Origin of the sequence: Paraburkholderia terrae (genome assembly GCF_002902925.1) — a bacterium.
GTDB lineage: Bacteria > Pseudomonadota > Gammaproteobacteria > Burkholderiales > Burkholderiaceae > Paraburkholderia > Paraburkholderia terrae.
Map to the genome: position 1 here is coordinate 1,250,106 of NZ_CP026112.1, position 18,246 is coordinate 1,268,351.

An 18,246-nucleotide genomic window follows, 5' to 3' on the forward strand; every position below is an offset into this window, starting at 1 on the left:
CGCGATGCATCTGCTGCGCACCGTCCCCGGTGGTTTCGTCGACGATACGAAGGGCGTGATCCGTATCGACCAGAAGCCCGCCGATATCGTGATCCTCAGTTCCGCTGACACGACGCTGTCGCTGCTCGCGAGCGTCGTGCCGCGTCTGGGCGACGGTTTTCCGAGCGTGCGGCTCGCGAATGTCACGTATCTGCGGCAGCCGGCTTCGGTGGATTTCTACCTGGACGATGTATTGCAGCATGCGCGCGTGGTCGTCGTCGATCATCTGGGCGGCGAGGCGTACTGGCCGTATGGGATCGAACGGGTCGTGGCGCTGGCGCAGCGTAAGCAGCAGACGCTCGCGATGTTTTCCGGCGACTTGCAGGAAGACCCGAACCTGCTCGCGCGCAGCACGGCTGACGCGGACCTGTGCCATCAGTTGTGGCGCTATCTGCGCGAGGGCGGCGCGCACAATGCCGAATCGTTCATGCGCTGCATTGCGTGGCGCGGCTTCGGTTGGGGCAAGGAGCCGGCGCCGCCGAGTCCGTTGCCGGCCGCTGCGCTGTATCACCCCGCGCGCGACCTGGCGACCATCGACGACTGGCAGGCGCGCTGGAAGCCCGATGCGCCCGTGGTCGCGATTCTGTTCTACAAGGCGCATTTGCAGGCGGCCAACACGGCCGTATTCGATGCGCTGATCGATGCGCTCGAGGCGCGCGGGATGAATCCGTTGCCCGTCGCGATCACATCGTTGAAAGACGCGATCAGCCGCGATGTCGTGCAGCAACTCGCCGCGCAGCATCGCATTGCGCTCGTGCTGAACACGACGGCATTCGCGGCTTCCGCCATCGACGATCCCGAGCCGCTCGCGCTGGCGGGCGACGCGCCCGTGATGCAGGTGATCCTGAGCGGCGGCAATCGCGAAGACTGGGTGAACGACAATCACGGTCTCAATTCGCGCGACATCGCGATGCACGTCGCGCTGCCCGAAGTGGATGGCCGCATCATCACGCGCGCGATCAGTTTCAAGGGGCTTGCGTATCGCTGCCCGCACACCGAAGTGGACGTGGTCCGCTATCAGCCGGATCACGAACGCGTTGCGTTTGTCGCGGAATTGAGCGAGCGCTGGTGCAGGTTGCGGATCAAAGAGAATGCGGACAAGAAGCTCGCGCTGATCCTCGCGAACTATCCGATGAGCGAAGGGCGCATCGGCAACGGCGTGGGACTCGATACGCCGGCGTCCGTGGTGAACATTCTGACGATGCTGCGTGGCGAGGGCTATCGTATCGACGACGTGCCCTCGAACGGCGATGCGCTGATGGATGTTTTGACGCAAGGCGTGACCAACGATCCCGTCGTTCGTGATCTGCGGCCCGCTTTGCAAAGCCTTGCGTTGAGCGATTACATGACGCACTTCGCGCGTCTGCCGCAGTCGATGCGCGACGCTTTGAATGCGAAGTGGGGCCCGCCCGAACAAGATCCTACTTTGCGGCGCGGGCGCTTCATGATCGCGGGCTGGCGATGCGGGTATGTGTTCATCGGTATTCAGCCGCCGCGTTCGCGCGAACAGAACGATTACGCGAGCTATCACGACGCCGAACTCGTTCCGCCGCATGCGTATCTCGCGTTCTATTTCTGGCTGCGTCATCAGTTCAATATCGATGCCGTCGTGCATGTCGGCAAGCACGGCAATCTGGAGTGGCTGCCGGGCAAGAGCGTCGCGCTGAGCGATGCCTGCTGGCCCGATGCGATACTCGGGCCGTTGCCGCATCTGTACCCGTTCATCGTCAATGATCCGGGCGAGGGCAGTCAGGCAAAGCGGCGCGCACAAGCCGTGATCATCGATCATCTGATGCCGCCGCTCACGCGCGCGGAAAACTACGGGCCTTTGCAAGACCTCGAACGCCAGGTCGATGAATACTACGACGCGTTGATGGTCGATCCGCGCCGCGCGAAGCTGTTGCGCCGGACTATTCTCGATACGATCGTCAAGCATCGGCTGCATGAAGAGCTGAGTCTCGAAGCACCTGTTGATAGCGAGGCGGAAGACTCGTTACTGACGAGCGTCGATGCATGGCTGTGCGAGCTGAAGGAAGCGCAGATCCGTGACGGCTTGCATACGTTCGGGCAATCGCCTGACGGCATACAACGGCGCGACACGTTGCTCGCGCTTGGGCGCTTTCCAGTAGGCGATGGACGCGGCGCAAAGGCGGGCATTATCGATGCGCTGGCGCGCGATCTCGGTGTGGATCATCTATTCGATCCGTTGTCGGCGGATTGGTCGGCCGAGTGGAACGGCCCGCGTCCTGCTCTGTTGCAACACGTCAGCGACGCGCCGTGGCGTCATAACGGCGATACGCGCGAAAGGCTCGAACTGCTCGCGGCGTCCTTGCTCGATGATATGTGCGGGATGTCGCCACGCGCGTTCTCAACCATAGATGACCTGCCGCAAGCAGCGCGTGTGCTCGAACGATTGCGCGACGATATCCTGCCGCGTCTCGACGCATGCGGACCGCACGAACTGATGCACCTGAAGCGCGGACTCGAAGGGCGCTTCGTGCCGCCCGGCCCGAGCGGTTCGCCGTCGCGCGGACGTCCCGACGTGCTGCCCACGGGCCGCAACTTCTATTCCGTCGATACCCGCGCCATTCCGACGCAAGCGGCGTGGTCGCTGGGACTCAAGTCCGCGCAGACGCTGATCGAGCGGCACTTGCAGGAGCACGGCGACTATCCGCGCGCGATTGGCCTCTCCGTGTGGGGCACGGCGACGATGCGCACGGGCGGCGACGATATTGCGCAGGCGCTTGCCTTGCTCGGCGTGCGGCCGAAGTGGGCGCCGGGCAGTCATCGCGTGACGGACTTTGAAATCATGCCGATTGCGGCGTTCGATCGTCCGCGGATTGACGTCACGTTGCGTGTGTCGGGTTTCTTCCGCGATGCGTTTGCGAACGTGATGCATCTGTTCGACGCGGCCGTGCAGGCCGTTGCCGAACTCGACGAGCCCGAAGACGTGAATCCCATCCGCGCGCGCGTGCTGCGTGAGCGCGATGCGTGGATCGCGCGCGGCGTCGCTCCCGACGAAGCGCGCAGGCGTGCGGGCTTTCGGGTGTTCAGCGCGCGTCCGGGTGCCTATGGCGCAGGTTTGCAGCAGATGATCGACTCGCAGCAATGGCAAACCGATGCCGATCTCGCGGACGCGTATCTGTCGTGGGGCGGCTATGCGTACACGCAGAAGAGCGCCGGAGAAGAAGCTCGGCACGCATTCGGCACGCGGCTCGCCGCGATGGATGTGGTGTTGCAGAACCAGGACAACCGCGAGCACGACGTGCTCGATTCGAACGATTACTACCAGTTTCAAGGTGGCATGACGGCGGCCGTGCGGCATCTCGCGGGCAGCCAGCCGCATGTGTATCACGCCGATCACAGCAACCCGGACACACCGCGCGTTCGCACGCTGCATGAAGAGATCGCGCGCGTGATCCGTTCGCGCGTGGTGAATCCGAAGTGGCTGGATGGCGTGAAGCGTCATGGATACAAAGGCGCGGCGGAAATCGCGGCGACTGTCGATTATCTGTACGGCTACGACGCGACCGCGCGTGTGGTCGCCGATCATCAATACGCGCTTGTCGCCGATGCGTATCTGAACGACGCCGATACGCGCGAGTTCATGCGCAAGCACAATCCGCATGCGCTGCATGGCGTTTGCGAGCGGCTGCTCGAAGCGATGCAGCGTGGACTATGGCAACAACCGGGCGAGTATCGCGCGCAGGTCGAACAGCATCTGCTGGACAGCGAAGAGCACATCGAAGGATCACGATCATGAGCGAAGCCAGCGCGCGGCGCGCGGCCTTTCCGTTTTCTGCGTTGATCGGCCAGGCGGCGCTTCAACAGGCGCTGCTGCTGGCCGCTGTCGATCCCGGCATTGGCGGCGTGCTGGTCAGCGGGCCGCGTGGGACGGCGAAATCGACGGCGGCGCGCGCGTTGGCCGAGTTGTTGCCCGAAGGCCAGTTCGTGACGTTGCCGCTCGGCGCGAGCGAAGATCGTTTGATCGGCACGCTCGATATCGAATCGGCGTTGCGCGATGCATCGGTGCGCTTTTCGCCGGGATTGCTGGCGAAGGCGCATCGCGGCGTGCTGTATGTCGACGAAGTGAACCTGTTGCCCGATGGACTCGTCGATGCGCTGCTCGATGCGGCGGCGAGCGGCGTCAATACGGTCGAGCGCGACAGCGTTTCACACACGCACGATGCGAGCTTCGTGCTGATCGGCACGATGAACCCGGAAGAGGGCGAGTTGCGGCCGCAACTGACGGATCGGTTTGGGTTGATGGTCGAACTGGAAAACTGCTACGAACCGCAGATACGTCAGGCGATCGTCAAGGCAAGGCTTGCATTCGATCTCGATCCTCGTGGCTTTCGCATGGGATACGAGGCGCAGCAGGACGCACACGCCGCGAGGCTTCGCGATGCGCGTGCGGCTTTGGCGCGCTTTTCGTTCGACGATGCCGTGCTCGCGCATGTCAGCACGCTGTGCATTGCGGCTGGCGTCGATGGTATGCGCGCCGATCTCGTGATGCTGCGCGCGGCGCGTGCGCTGGCCGCGTTCGAACAGGGCGATGCAGTGACGGTCGCGCATGTCGACAGTGTGGCTGAATCGGTGCTGCTGCATCGGCGTCGGCAGGATGAGCCCGCCTCGCAACAGCAGGACGGTTCGTCCGCACCGTCTTCTTCTGCGCAGCATGCTTCAACTGATGGCGCGACTGCTTCCGCAGAAGCCGACTACGGTTATCTTCCCTCAGAACCTGCAGGCTTGACGCGCGTGAAGGGCGTCATCCCACTCAACGCAAAAAAACGCTAAGCCATCGAAAGAGCGCGGCCGCGCGCGCGATGCGCAGCGGTTTTCGATGGCGGCAAGGCGCGGGCGGTGCAACGCCAGGCAGTTCGCCTGGCGCGCGACGCATCACGTGGCCGCGCACGCTCGCGGCAAAGCGCAATGCGCGATTGCACAGCGAACATCTGCGTTTCGTCCATGAAGAAGCACGCGGCGGCGTGCTGCATTGCTTCGTGCTCGATTGCTCCCATTCGATGCTGGCAGGACATCAGTTGGCGCTCGCCAAAGGGCTGCTCGTCGCGCTGTTCGATCAGGCGCGCGCGACGCGCTCGGAGGTTGCGCTGGTGTGTTTTGGTGGCGTCGGGGCGGATGTGCGCTTCGGCCCTGCCGTGCCGCGCTGGTGGAGTGAGCGGTGGCTCGCGCCTGTTGGCGGCGGTGGCGGCACGCCTTTCGTGCTGGGTATCGAAACGGCGTCTGCGTTGCTCGAACGGGCGGCGCGCCTCAAGCCTGCGCAGCAGCGCTGGCTGTGGATTCTTTCCGACGGCCGCAGCAGCGGTTCTCCTTCGCGGCCCGCATCAGCGGATCATGTCGTGTTCGTCGATTTCGAGCAAGTCGAACGTGTGCAGATCGGGCGTTGTGTACAGATCGCGAAGGCGTGGGACGGCTTGCATCTGACGCCCCAGCAATTAATCGGTTGATTTTCCCGGCAACTGAAGATAATTCCTATCTTATCTTAGCTTTGGCGGACGCATCGTCTTACGGATCTTTGACATAATATTTAGTTCGTTTTCCTATGTGTATTGCTATGTGACGCGAGATAGTGCGCAAGCTGAACGTCCATAACACATTTGTCGCTGTGCGAACCGGTCCGATTCGATTGTTGGATGGTGATGACGATGTAGGGATTGTCTGTCACCGTCGTCATGATGATTCGAAATTGAGATGCTTCTGAACTGATTAGGAATTATCCGATTCTGAGGAATCCGGGCGTTCTTATACCGTGCCGTCTGTGCGACCAATGGACGGCGATCGTCCAGTGCGGGGGTCGTGCCTGGCACTAACTATGTGCTAGCTGCTTCTCGATTAACCACACATTGATAATTTAGGATAACGATGAATAGGTCATATCGATCAGTTTGGAACGCGTCTACGAACACCTGGGTGGCAGTGCAGGAAAATGCGAAAGGTCGGACGAAAAAATCTACTCGGTCGACACTGATTATCAGTGCGGTCACTTCCCTGATCGGCGTAGCTGCTGCTACGCCTGCGTGGGCCTCGTCGATTGCGAACAATTTCTGCACGCCAACCAACGCAGGCAGCGGCACCTGGTCGAATGTGGCGGGTTGCTTCACGGATGCCGGGGCATACAATTCGCTGCACAATCTGGGCGAAACGGTCTACGGTTCCTATGGCTATGTTCCGACCAACATCAGCTTCGCGACGATTATGGGTTTCGCGGGCCAGGTCAATTCGCTTTACGGAACTGCGTTGGGCGCAAACGGCGTCGTAACGGGTGCAGCACAAAACAGCGTGGCCCTTGGCGCGGGTTCCGTGGCAACCGATCCAAACACTGTGTCCGTGGGGCGCGTCGGCAACAATCCGTTGTATAACGTGAATGTAGCGGGTACCGATCCGACGGGCGTTGACGCGACGCCGATGAACCAGTCGTTGCTAGGCACGCTGACGCGCCGCATCACTAACATGGCGGCTGGTATCAACGGCACGGATGCCGTGAACGTGTCGCAGCTCCAGGGCGTGACGAACGCGTTGGGTGGCGGGGCGGCGATCAATGCGTCGACGGGTGCGGTTACCAGCCCGACGTACACGGTCGGCAACAACACATATAACAATGTCAGCGGCGCGATCGCCGACCTGAACAATAAGGTTGGCAGCAACAGCACCAAGTACTTCCACGCGAACTCGACGGATGCAGACTCGGTTGCAGCGGGCGGGCAATCTGTCGCGATCGGCCCGGGCGCGACTGCTGGAAGCACCTACGATGTGGCTATCGGATATAACGCGACTGCAGTCGGAGAAAATTCCGGCGTCGCAGTCGGCAACCAATCCTATGCGTATCAGCAAGGCGCAGCGCTTGGTCTGAAGGCTTCGGCAAGTGGCGTCGGCGCGGTGGCAGTGGGGAATTACGCTACGTCATCAGGCAACAATTCGGTCGCGACAGGTGGGGGCGCTGTGGCGCTGACCGACTATTCAACCGCCATCGGCGGGAAGGCGACCGCGTCGGGTGCAACCTCGCTGGCTTTAGGCGGTGGGGCGACTGCATTGACCTCGAATGCGGTGGCGCTGGGCTCATACTCGGTGGCGAATTCGTCGACGCTGGGCTCGGCCGGTTTTGCGCCAGGCGGCGCAACTGTGTCGGCCGCAACCGCCTTCGGCGAAATGTCAGTGGGCGCAGCGGGCAAGGAGCGCCGCATCACAAACGTGGCGGCAGGCTATGCTGTGACGGATGCCGTCAACGTCAGCCAGTTGATGGCCGAAGACGCACGAGTGAATCTCGTCAACAACAACCTGAGCAACCTGTCGAACGTCGTCAACAACATCCCGACGAGCGCCAGTCTGAAGTACTTCCATGCGAATTCGACGCTGGCGGATTCGACTGTGACAGGAGTCAACAGTGTCGCTGCGGGTCCGGCGGCGATGGCGAGCGCAAACAACGCGGTGGCGCTTGGCGCGAACTCGGTGGCGGACCGCGCGAATACGGTGTCGGTGGGTTCGGCTACGGCGCAGCGGCAGATCGTGAACGTGGCGGCGGGCCAGCAGGCCACCGATGCCGTTAATGTGTCGCAGCTGTCGGGTGTTACGCAGGCTTTGGGCGGCGGTGCGTCGGTGAAGGCAGACGGCTCGATTGCGCAGCCGACGTATAACGTTTATGGCAATACGTATTCGAACGTGGGGGACGCGCTCGGGAATATTTCGAGTGCCACGGGGAATATTGTTCAGAGTCTGAAGTACATCAAGTTTGGGCCGAGTACGGCGGATGCAGCGCAGGCAGCAGGAAGCGATTCCGTGGCGATTGGCGGTAATGCCTTCGCGAATTCGTCGGGTTCTTTGGCGATAGGTGCGGGCGCACGTGCGCTGGCACAAAACTCTGTGGCAATCGGTTACGGCTCGGCAACCAGCTTTGCCAACACCTTTGCAGTTGGTAGCGGAACATCAACGCGTCGCATCGTCAACGTGGCTGACGGTGTTAATGATACGGACGCAGCCACGCTGGGTCAGATGAACCAGATGGGCTCGGACCTTGAGACGCAAATCGCAAATCTGAACAAGGTGCAATCGCCGAATCTGAAATCGTCGGCTCTCCTGGGCGCGACGACCGATAGTGATCCGGCTACCATCGCACAGGTCAAGAGCATGACGAACGCACTTGGCGGTGGTGCGACAATTACTGCAGACGGTACGGTCCAGGCGCCTGGTTATGTCGTTGGCGGTCTTACATATTCGAATGTTGGTGACGCGGTCGCCAACATTACGAAAACCACGGACAAGATCTCAATCGGTTATACATCGACGACGACTGCTCAAGCAACGGCCAATGATTCAGTCGCTCTCGGCGGCGGCGCTATTGCAAGCCAGAGTGGTGCAGTTGCGATTGGACGCTCTGCTATAGCCAGTGGTTCGAACTCTGTCGCAATTGGTTTTGGTTCTATGGCCACCGGGGCTAATACATTCTCGGTGGGCAACGCGTTCAACCAGCGCCGCATCGTGAACGTCGCAGACGGTATCAATGATACAGACGCGGCTACAGTTGGCCAGGTGAGCGCCGACATTCAGGCCGCCATTACCAACTTGAACCTGAGTTCGACGCAAGCGCAGTCGGCACTGCTGAAGTCGGGCGTGCATTCATCGCAATTGTTGGGTTCTTCGCCCTTGCTCGGTGTAACTTCAAGCCTGCCACCGGACCAGTTGATCGTATCGGGTGTTACGGATAAGGCTGGCCAGATTGCTGCTTCGGGCTCGGACGCGCTGGCGATCGGCCTCAATTCGCAGGCGTTGTCGGACCAGGCTGTGTCTGTCGGTGGCACCGTTCGGGTTGGCTCGGTTGCGGCAGTCGGTATTGGCCAGAACATCGCAGTTCAAGGCGTGAACGCAGTAGTGATGGGTTCGATGGTGTCGTCCGCTGGCGACAACGCGATTGTGATCGGCAACAATGGCTCGGAGGCCAACACCGACAATGCGATTGCGATCGGCAACAACGTCAAGGTCGGTGGCGTCAATACGATGGGCATTGGCAAGGACATCGTTGCCACTGGCTCGAACAGTATCACGCTCGGTAATGCCAGTGCTGACGGTGGCCGCGCCAACGTTCTGTCGGTGGGCAACGCCAAGTCCGGTGGCCAACGGCAGATCATCAATGTCGCAGCCGGTACGCAGAATACCGACGCAGTCAATGTCTCGCAGCTTTCTGGCGTGACGGCCGCCCTCGGCGCTGGCGCAACGGTGAACGCCGACGGCTCGATCAAGAAGCCGACATACACCGTGCAAGGCACGACGGCAACCGACGTCGGCACGGCGATCTCGAAGCTCGATGGCGCAGTGTCGAACGTCGGCAACAATCTCACGAACCTCACGCAGAACTTCAACAATGTCGTGAACGGCGCTGGCATCAAGTACTTCCACGCGAATTCGGCGCTGGCAGACTCGTCTGCATCCGGCTCGGAATCGGTTGCGATCGGTGGCGGCGCTATTGCGTCGACGTCGAACTCGATCGCACTGGGTTCGGGTTCCGTCGCAAGCTCGGGCTCGCTGGGCGTGAAGGGTTTCGCACCGGACAACGCAGCGCTGACGGCTGGAACGGCCTTCGGTGAACTGTCGGTTGGCACATCGGGCAAGGAACGTCGCATCACCAACGTCGCGGCGGGCTACAACGCAACCGATGCAGTGAACGTTAGCCAGTTGATGGCGGAAGACGCAAAGGTCAACAACGTCAGCAACAACCTCAGCAACCTGTCCAACGTCGTCAACAATATCGGCACCAATGTGTCGATGAAGTACTTCCACGCAAACTCGACGCTGAACGACTCGACGGCGTCGGGTATCAATGCAATCGCCGTGGGCCCGCAAGCGACGGCAGCAGGCACCGACGCGATCGCGGTTGGCTACAACGCGAGTGCGACGGCAGCGGAATCGGTTGCGCTGGGTTCGAACGCGAGGACGACGGCCAACCTCTCGGCAACGGCATACAACCCGGGCAACAGCACGCTGTCGGGCACGACGGCATCGGGCGAAGTGTCGGTGGGCAATGGAAGCTTCAATCGCCGCATCACCAACGTAGCAGCCGGCTCGGCGGCAACGGACGCGGTGAACGTGAGCCAGTTGATGGCTGAAAACGCGAAGGTCAACGCCGAAGGCACGGCGACGGCAGCGGCGCTGGGCGGTGGCTCGACCTACGACCCGACGACGGGCAACATGAGTGCGCCGACGTACGTCGCGGGCAACGTCACGTATAACAACGTGGCTGGTGCGATCACGAACCTCGACGACCGTCTGTCGAACATTAGCGGTGGTAAGGGCGACGGCATCAAGTATTTCCACGCCAACTCGACGCTGGCAGACTCGACGGCCTCGGGCACGGACTCGGTGGCGATCGGCGGCGCGGCAACGGCATCGACGGTGAACTCGGTGGCGCTGGGCGCGAACTCGCTGGCGAACTCCACGACGCTGGGCTCGGCAGGCTTCGCACCGGGCGGCGCAACGCTGTCGGGCGCAACGGCCTTCGGTGAAGTGTCGGTGGGCGCACAAGGCAAGGAACGCCGCATCACGAATGTTGCAGCAGGGTATGCGGGCACGGACGCGGTGAACGTGAGCCAGTTGATGGCTGAAGATTCGAAGGTCAATAACGTTTCGAACAACGTTACCAACCTGAACAATCTGGTCCAGAACTTCAGCAACAACGTCTACAACGGCGGCGGCATCAAGTATTTCCACGCCAATTCGACGCTGAGCGACTCGTCGGCATCGGGCAAGGACAGCGTGGCGATCGGCGGCGCGGCGACGGCATCGACAGCGAACTCGGTGGCGCTCGGCTCGAACTCGTTGGCGAACTCGACGACGCTGGGCTCGGCTGGTTTTGCACCGGGCGGCGCGACGCTGTCGGGCGCAACGGCATTCGGCGAAGTGTCGGTGGGAGCACCGGGCAAGGAGCGTCGTATCACGAACGTGGCGGCAGGCTATGCGGCAACGGACGCGGTGAACGTGAGCCAGTTGATGGCTGAAGATTCGAAGGTCAATAACGTTTCGAATAACGTTACCAACCTGAACAATCTGGTCCAGAACCGCGCGCTTGACGCTGGCTGCGACGCTCGCCGCTGCGCTGGCAGCACCTGCGTTCGCGGCCAGCATCAAGAGCCAGGCCGAGGCGCTCATGCCTGCCGCGCAGAAGATCGCAGATCCCTACCGTCGCGGTGTGGCGGAAGGCTTCCTCGAAATCGCTGAGCGTCAGGACAGCCACGTGCTCGTTTCGCGCGTTTATAACAATGCCGCGCAACGGGCATTGGGCAATGCGCGCTACCTGATCGACCAGAGCGTGCCGTGGGAGCCGCTATACACGGCGAAGAACTGGCCCACACGCGACAAGTGGGTGCAGGCAATTCGCGCTATCGAAGCAACCAACGCGCGGGTGTCGGCATCGACGTGCAAGGGCGAGTCGGCGGGCCGCTTGCTTGCCCTCACCGACGAAGTCTGGAAGGAGCAGGACGAAACGCACGGCACGCGCTGGGTACACGGTTGGGAAGCGATCGAGCGCGCGCAGAAGCTGAGCGTGCAGGTGAATCAGGAGCTCGATCACTGTGCGCCTCCACCGCCACCGCCGCCTGTCGTCGAATCCGCCACGCCGATCTCGTTGTCCGCCGACGCGCTGTTCGATTTCGACAGCGCCAAGCTCAAGGCGGATGGCATCACCGCGATCGACGCGCTCGCAACGGATCTGAAGCGCGCGCAATCGATCGATGTCGTCACGGTGATCGGCTACACGGACCGCTTCGGCTCGGTCGCGCACAACCGCGACCTGTCGCGGCGCCGTGCGCAGGCTGTAGCGGACGCGCTGCAGGAACGCGGGCTGAACCCCGCGCGCTTCGACGTGCGCGGGGCGGGATCGACTGCACCGATCGCGACCTGCCCGGGACGGAAGTCTGCTGCTGTGATCGCGTGTCTGGCGCCGAACCGCCGCGTCGAGATTCGCGTGAGCGGGCAGTCTGTTTCTGCAATGCCGGCTGCGCCCGCCGCGCCGCAGTCACCACGGCCGCAGCAGATGAAGCAGGAACAAGCGCAGCCGCAAGTACAGCCGCAGGTACAGCCGCAAGCGCAACAGCTCCAGTTGCAGCAGCTGCAACAGCCGCCGCAGCGACAACAGTGGCAGATGCCGCAATCGCTGCAAAAACCACCCGCGCAGTAACAGCGCTCACACGGGCCGCCGACGTCGAGGCGGCCCACAAGCCAAACGGCCCGGTCACGCAAATGACCGGGCCGTTTTTTTCATGCGCGAGCGCAATGTCAGGCGTTACTTTGGTCCGCTCGTCCAGAAGATCACATCGTCGATCCGGTCGAATACATAGACTTTCAGCGCCATCTGCTCGACCTGGTTGAGCTGGTCGAACTCGATGCCGTGCGTAGCGGGATCGCCGGGTTTTGAGCCGGGCTGCACGTTGCGGATGATCGCCGTGGTTTCGATCGGCGTCTCCATGTCTTTGGAGCGCAGCGTGAACGCCACGCGGATGCGCTTGCCGATTTCGCCGACCGTCCACGCGGCGGAAAACGACATGCCCAGCGCGCTCACGCTCTGCACGAGGCCGAGGCTTTCGTAGCCCGTGCCTTGCGCTTCGACGCTGAAGCGCAGCGGGAGGCTCGCGCGCACGCGCACCGACTTGCGCTCGCGCAGCCGGCGGACCACGCCCGGCTTCGACAGCACGAGATAGTGGAACGGCACCTGGCAGACGGAATCGACGGTACACACGAAGCGGAACACCGCCTGGCTCGCAATCGCGACGATCTCGACGTTCTCGCCGACGGAGAGCGCCATCGGCTTGCCGTCGACGAGCGGCGGCGTGACGAACAGCGACTCGTTCGGCGCAAAGCCGATGATGCGCGACGGATGCATCGGCGCGCCCATGCCGACCTGCGAGCGCACGCCGATCAGCGCGCCGATCGTCAGATGCATGTCCTTGAGCGCGAGCGCTTCGGCGTCGCCTGGCTTGGCTGCCGCCTGTGTGGCGCGCGTGCCGTCCTCGTTCGCGTTGTCCAGGTCGCCGCGCTGCGGCTTGAAATGCTGGAACAGGAAGCGGTGCTCATCCGCGCCGATTACGATCGCGCCGCGATCGAACAGCAGCGCGCCATCGCTGTCGATAATCGGAAATTCGAGCGGTGTGCCGACGGGCACGGCATCGGGCGAAAGCTGACGCGCAGCGGTCACAGGCGCGCTCGCGTCCGTGTCGACGGTGTCTTCACTGGTTTGCATGATGGGCGAATGAAGCGGTGGCCGGAGATAATCGTTGTATACGTCGCGCCATGAAAAAACTTTAGTTTATTTTTCTTGCGCGGCCGTAATTCACCTTTCGCCGGCTTTATTCAATTTCAATAAATGGCCGGTTTAAATCGATGCAAACGTTTAAGCGCCCCTATTCGTACCAGCGCGGCGTGTAAACCCATTCCCGGCCGCGCCCAGCGGAGCGGAACGCGCGGGTCGTCGACGAGCCGATTATTACCATCGTCCGCATATCGACATCGGCGGATTTCAGCTCGGCGAGCGTCGTCGTTTTCAATGTCGCGCCGGGACGGCCAATATCGCGGCCGAGCACGACGGTTGTCGTCGGCGCGCGAGATTCGCGCACGATATCGAGCGCCTTGTCGAGTTGCCACGGACGGGCGCGCGAAATCGGGTTGTAGAACGCCATCACCAGATCGGCTTCGGCTGCGTGCCGCAGCCGCGATTCGATGATCGACCACGGTTTCAGATTGTCCGACAGCGACAGCATGCAGAAATCGTGGCCAAGCGGCGCACCTGCCTGCGCGGCTGTCGCCAGCGCGGCGGACACGCCGGGCACGATTTCCAGTTCGACACCCGCCCACGCCGCGTATTGGGCGTCGTCGCGCACTTCATCGAGCGCTTCGAGTACGGCGGCCGCCATCGCGAACACGCCTGGATCTCCGGACGACACCATCGCCACGTGCCGTCCCGTGCTCGCCAGTTCGAATGCGTGGCGGGCGCGCTGCATTTCCTCGCGATTGTCGGTGCCATGCACACGCTGGTCCGCGCGGAACGGGCCTGCCATCTTCACGTAGGTTTCGTAGCCGAGGATGTCGGTGGCCTGCGTCAGCGCTGTGCGCGCGGCGGGCACCATCAACGACGCGTCGCCGGGGCCGAGGCCGATCACGCTCAGCTTGCCGCGCGCGCGGCCGACTGTCGCGGGATCGAGCGGCGCGTGCGCGACGGCGAAGACGATGGACGCGTCGGCGTTTGCATCGAGCGCTTTGTGGGGCACACGTAGGGTTTGGCTGAGCATCTGGGCCGCGCCGTTGTCGTCACCGCTGCCGACGGCGAAGCGCAATGCGACCTGCAGCGTATCCGCAGCCTGTTGAAGCGCGGGATCGCCCGTCAGCGAAGCAGGCGCGAGCAGCACCGCCAGCGATTGCGCCGCCAGCCCATGCGTCTGCGCCGCTTCGAGTATCCGTTGATGCAACAAGCCGTCGCCCGGTCCCGTTGCATGGACGGCGACGACGACACTGCGCGGATGAATCACCAGTTCGTCAGTCGCGCCGTTCCACGCCAGCGGCGTGACGCGGATCGCGCGTCGAGCGTCGTCGGCGCGCGGCAGTTGCACACTGTCGAGCCACGGCGCGTCACCTTCGATGCGCGTCGCTTCGCCCGCAAGCAGATCGGACACGAAGCGCTTGCCCTGATCGATGCTGGCAAGCGTGTAGCCGTCGGGCGGATTCAGCACGCACGCGCCGAAGCGCAGTTCGCCGCTCGTGGTGATCGCGGGCGGCACGTCGAGCGCGGCGGCGATTTCGCGCGCCATCACGTTGACGCCCGACAGCCCGCCGAGCAGCGGCACGACGGCGCTGCCATCCTCGGCGACGGCCAGCACGGGCGGCTCGACGCCTTTGTCCGCGAGCAGCGGCGCAATGCAGCGGATCACGATGCCCGCCGCGCACAACGCGATGATCGGCGTGCCGCTCGCATACAACTCGCGCAGATGCGCGTTCAGTTCGGTGTAGGCGACATCGGCGTCGGCGACGCGGCTTTGCAGGCCATGCACCTGCGCGCCGTCATAAAGGGATTGCACGCACCGCGCCGTGTCCAGCGCGCCGACGCCGAGTATCACGATTGCGGGTGGCGTCGTCAGCCTTGCCATTTTTCCCCCGGCACGACGAGCAGCGAGAAATACGGCGACGCCATCGGATCGACTTCGGCGAGCGGCACGATGCGCTGGTTCGCCATCGTCGCCCGTTCGACGTAGAGCGCGCGCTCCGCGAGTCCCAGTTCGTCGAGCACACGGCGCACCTTGTCGAAATTGCGGCCGAGCTTCATCACGACGGCGGCATCGGCAGCGGCGAGACGGCGCTTGAGTTCGTCTTCGGGCAACACACCCGACAGCACCGACAGCGTCTGGTTGCGATACACGAGCGGCTGGCCGAGCACGGCGACGCCGCCGAGCATCGAGCACACGCCGGGCACCACTTCGCCTTCGAAGCGCGGCGCGAGCCGGTTGGCGAGCCGGTCGTGCAGGTACATGTACGAGCCGTAGAAGAACGGATCGCCTTCGCAGATCACGGCCACGTCGCGTCCCGCATCGAGGTGCTTCGCGACCACTTCGGCGGCCGTGTCGTAGAAGTCGGCGATGATCGCTTCGTACGACAGCGGCGGTTCAAGCGCTTCCGTCGTCACGGGATAGACGAGCGGCAACTGTTCCTGCTCGCTCGACAGATGCGACTCGATGATCGAAAACGCGTTGCCTTTCTTGCCCTTCGCGACGAAGTACGCGACCACGTGTGCCGATTTCAGCAGCCGCAGCGCTTTCACCGTGATCAGTTCCGGGTCGCCGGGGCCGACGCCGAGACCATAGAGACGCCCGCGCGTGCTGTTCGCCTGATCGGCCATTATTCGTCCTCCGATGCGAGCGCGTTCACGGCGGCCGCTGCCATCGCGCTACCGCCGCGCCGGCCTTGCACGGCGACGAACGGCACGCCGCGGCTATTGGCGGCGAGCATCGCCTTCGACTCTGCCGCGCCGATGAAGCCGACCGGGAAGCCGAGAATCAGCGCGGGGCGCGGCGCGCCGCTATCGAGCATGTCGAGCAGATGAAAGAGCGAGGTCGGCGCATTGCCGATTACGACGACGCTGCCTGGCAGATGTGGCCGCCACAGTTCGAGCGCCGCCGCCGAACGCGTGTTGTTCATCTCGCGCGCGAGCGCGGGCACGGATGGATCGGCCAGCGTGCAGATCACTTCGTTGTGCGCGGGCAGCCGCGCGCGCGTGATGCCTTCGGCGACCATGCGTGCGTCGCAGAGGATGGGCGCGCCGTTGGCGAGGGCGTGTCGGCCCGCGAGGCCCGCACCCTCCGAAAAGCGCAGATCACCGACGATATCGACCATCCCGCACGCGTGGATCACGCGCACGGCAAGTTTTTCGAGGTCGGCGGGAATGCGCGAGAGGTCAGCTTCCGCGCGTATCGTCGCGAACGACTGGCGATAAATTTCCTGTCCGTCGCGGATGTAGTCAAGCATCGAATGGCTCATCAGTTGGGGGAAGGGCGGACGCTTGTAGCACGTCCGCGGCTTCGTCGATCGTCAGACCGCGCGCGATGCATCGGCCGAAGCCGTTGGACTCGCGCGGGTCGTGTGTCTGGTACAGGTCGTAGCGGCCGTCGGCCACTGCGAGCAGCGTGTAGGGCGCGCGGTGCGCTGCCGCGCATGAACGCGGGCAGCCGCTGAGATGCACTTGCGTATGTTCGGGCACGTGTGCGGCGAGCTTCAGGGCATCGGCTTTGGTGTCCGCGTGGCTCTTCGCGCAGCCTGTGGAGCCGGTGCATGCGATCACGCGGGTTAGCGGATTTTCCGAAGTGGTGGCGAGGCCGAGTGCTTCGAGTTTCCGTAACGTTGTGTCGAGATTTGCTGGGTCGATATCGGTGAGCAGCACGCTTTGCCACGGTGTCATGCGCAGGGTTGCGCGTTCGTTGCCGTGCGTGAGTTCGACGAGGCCACGCAGTACCGCGCTGTCGATGCGGCCCAATGCGGGCTGCGCGCCGACATGCCAACGATGGCCGTCGTTTTGTCGATACGCGCCGAGCCTTCGCGATGCATCAGCAGGTTCGCGGCGCCAGCGTTCGATCGACGCGTCGCGCAACGCCTCTACGCCACATTTGCGTTCGGCGTGCCTGATGATGCTCTCGATGGAATGCGCGGCGAGCAGGTCGTGCATGCGGGTATCGTCCGGTGTGGCGAGGTCGAGGAACGTGTGTACAAGCGCTCGCGTGAACGTTGCGAGATCCGAAGCCGTGACGGCGGCTAATGCGCCGTCATGTTGCGCAAGAACGGGCGGACATCCTGCAAGGCCGAACGCGAACCAGGCGTCAGAACGCTCACGATGCGGCATCGCCGAAAACCAGATGTCGTGCGGATGATCGAGCATCATCAGACGCTCGCCGCCATCGAGCATCAGCGAAAATTTCGGTGAGAGCGCGACGAAACGCGTGTCGTTTTGAAGCAGCGTGAGCAGATCGGCAGTGAGCGCGGTTGTGTCGAATAAGGCGCTCGCATCGCGGCCCGTCGCTGGGCTGATCATTACGTTGCGCACGTCGTCGGCGAATGCGTGCTCAGTGTTTTGCGGGCCGAGGCCCGCGTCGAGCAGTGCCGCAATGAGCGCGTCTTCATGACCGTGCTTGACGCCGCGCAATTGCAGGTTCGCGCGATTCGTAATGTCGACGATACCCGACGCGTGTTCGTCGATCGCCCCGGCGATGGCGAGCGCCTGTGTTGCGCTCAATTCGCCGCCCGCCAGCTTCACGCGGCAGATGCCGCCGTCGAGCGCGGGTACGATGCGCAACAGCCCCGGACAAGCCGAAGGGCGCAAGGCGGAAGCGTCGGACGAATGGAAAGCGTGGCTCAAGACATCACCGGGTTAACGTCGCGCGACGGCCCGGGCGTCTCGAAGGAGAGCGGCTCGGCATCGGTACACCCCGCCCGATGTTGACTGGCACGAACTGTTGGCCGGCAGGTTTCCTGACTAGCAGGTCAACGTCCACACCGGCCTTCCCGGTATCACCAGTGGCGCAAATTGGCGTGGACTCGCTGCATACAGTTGCGGGGGCAGTCACGGTCATCGCAGTGATGTGTGTTCCCTCTTAGGCCCCGAAAGGCACCGGCGAACGGGTATTATGCCTTTTTTCGAACAGCACAACGATGCCGCAGCCTTGAAACACGGCC

General features: G+C 63.1%; 10 protein-coding genes and 1 riboswitch. Of the genes, 5 read left to right on the top strand and 5 right to left on the bottom strand.

Annotated elements, in window-relative coordinates:
* Positions 1 to 4: 4 nt before the first annotated feature.
* The 5 genes from cobN to C2L65_RS21835 all read left to right on the top strand — a co-directional run bounded on the left by cobN (position 5) and on the right by C2L65_RS21835 (position 12,220).
* Positions 5 to 3,802 carry a cobaltochelatase subunit CobN gene (gene cobN / locus C2L65_RS21815; protein WP_042309233.1) on the top strand — a complete coding sequence of 1,266 codons (3,798 nt, stop codon included), beginning with the start codon at positions 5 to 7 and terminating at the stop codon, positions 3,800 to 3,802.
* On the top strand, positions 3,799 to 4,836 hold the full coding sequence (locus C2L65_RS21820) for a magnesium chelatase ATPase subunit I (RefSeq protein ID WP_042309235.1): 1,038 nt from the start codon (positions 3,799 to 3,801) through the stop codon (positions 4,834 to 4,836). The genes cobN and C2L65_RS21820 overlap by 4 nt, the downstream gene beginning before the upstream one ends.
* A 29-nt stretch (positions 4,837 to 4,865) precedes the next feature.
* Entirely contained in the window at positions 4,866 to 5,507 is a 642-nt protein-coding gene (locus tag C2L65_RS21825; protein WP_081921043.1) for a vWA domain-containing protein, read from the top strand.
* Positions 5,508 to 5,970: 463 nt separating this feature from the next.
* Positions 5,971 to 11,262 carry a beta strand repeat-containing protein gene (locus tag C2L65_RS21830; RefSeq protein ID WP_052426895.1) on the top strand — a complete coding sequence of 1,764 codons (5,292 nt, stop codon included), beginning with the start codon at positions 5,971 to 5,973 and terminating at the stop codon, positions 11,260 to 11,262.
* A complete protein-coding gene (locus tag C2L65_RS21835; RefSeq protein WP_167450350.1) occupies positions 11,192 to 12,220 on the top strand; it encodes an OmpA family protein in 1,029 nt (342 codons plus the stop codon). The genes C2L65_RS21830 and C2L65_RS21835 overlap by 71 nt, the downstream gene beginning before the upstream one ends.
* 105 nt (positions 12,221 to 12,325) lie before the next feature.
* Here C2L65_RS21835 and C2L65_RS21840 read toward each other — a convergent pair whose 3' ends face one another.
* The 5 genes from C2L65_RS21840 to cobG form a co-directional block, all read right to left on the bottom strand.
* Complete coding sequence (locus tag C2L65_RS21840) at positions 12,326 to 13,279, bottom strand: flagellar brake protein (RefSeq protein ID WP_042309237.1); 954 nt, start codon at positions 13,277 to 13,279, stop codon at positions 12,326 to 12,328.
* Positions 13,280 to 13,439: 160 nt separating this feature from the next.
* Positions 13,440 to 15,176, bottom strand: a complete 1,737-nt coding sequence (cobJ, locus tag C2L65_RS21845; RefSeq protein WP_042309239.1) for a precorrin-3B C(17)-methyltransferase — start codon at positions 15,174 to 15,176, stop codon at positions 13,440 to 13,442.
* Positions 15,164 to 15,922 (bottom strand): precorrin-2 C(20)-methyltransferase, encoded by a 759-nt coding sequence (locus C2L65_RS21850; protein ID WP_009769748.1) that lies wholly within the window; start codon positions 15,920 to 15,922, stop codon positions 15,164 to 15,166. Before C2L65_RS21850 ends, cobJ begins: the two co-directional genes overlap by 13 nt.
* Entirely contained in the window at positions 15,922 to 16,548 is a 627-nt protein-coding gene (locus C2L65_RS21855) for a precorrin-8X methylmutase (RefSeq protein ID WP_042309241.1), read from the bottom strand. Before C2L65_RS21855 ends, C2L65_RS21850 begins: the two co-directional genes overlap by 1 nt.
* Positions 16,541 to 17,929, bottom strand: coding sequence for a precorrin-3B synthase (gene cobG, locus C2L65_RS21860; RefSeq protein WP_233446590.1), 1,389 nt, complete (start codon positions 17,927 to 17,929; stop codon positions 16,541 to 16,543). Before cobG ends, C2L65_RS21855 begins: the two co-directional genes overlap by 8 nt.
* An 86-nt stretch (positions 17,930 to 18,015) precedes the next feature.
* Positions 18,016 to 18,201, bottom strand: a riboswitch (cobalamin riboswitch).
* Positions 18,202 to 18,246 lie beyond the last annotated feature (45 nt).

Excerpts from the sequence above, each read along its gene's own strand:
- cobN (WP_042309233.1), top strand. The coding sequence starts at position 5 with ATGCATCTGCTGCGCACCGTCCCCGGTGGTTTCGTCGACGATACGAAG.
- C2L65_RS21820 (WP_042309235.1), top strand. The coding sequence starts at position 3,799 with ATGAGCGAAGCCAGCGCGCGGCGCGCGGCCTTTCCGTTTTCTGCGTTG.
- C2L65_RS21825 (WP_081921043.1), top strand. The coding sequence starts at position 4,866 with ATGCGCAGCGGTTTTCGATGGCGGCAAGGCGCGGGCGGTGCAACGCCA.
- C2L65_RS21835 (WP_167450350.1), top strand. The coding sequence starts at position 11,192 with ATGCCTGCCGCGCAGAAGATCGCAGATCCCTACCGTCGCGGTGTGGCG.
- C2L65_RS21840 (WP_042309237.1), bottom strand. The coding sequence starts at position 13,279 with ATGCAAACCAGTGAAGACACCGTCGACACGGACGCGAGCGCGCCTGTG.
- cobJ (WP_042309239.1), bottom strand. The coding sequence starts at position 15,176 with ATGGCAAGGCTGACGACGCCACCCGCAATCGTGATACTCGGCGTCGGC.
- C2L65_RS21850 (WP_009769748.1), bottom strand. The coding sequence starts at position 15,922 with ATGGCCGATCAGGCGAACAGCACGCGCGGGCGTCTCTATGGTCTCGGC.
- C2L65_RS21855 (WP_042309241.1), bottom strand. The coding sequence starts at position 16,548 with ATGCTTGACTACATCCGCGACGGACAGGAAATTTATCGCCAGTCGTTC.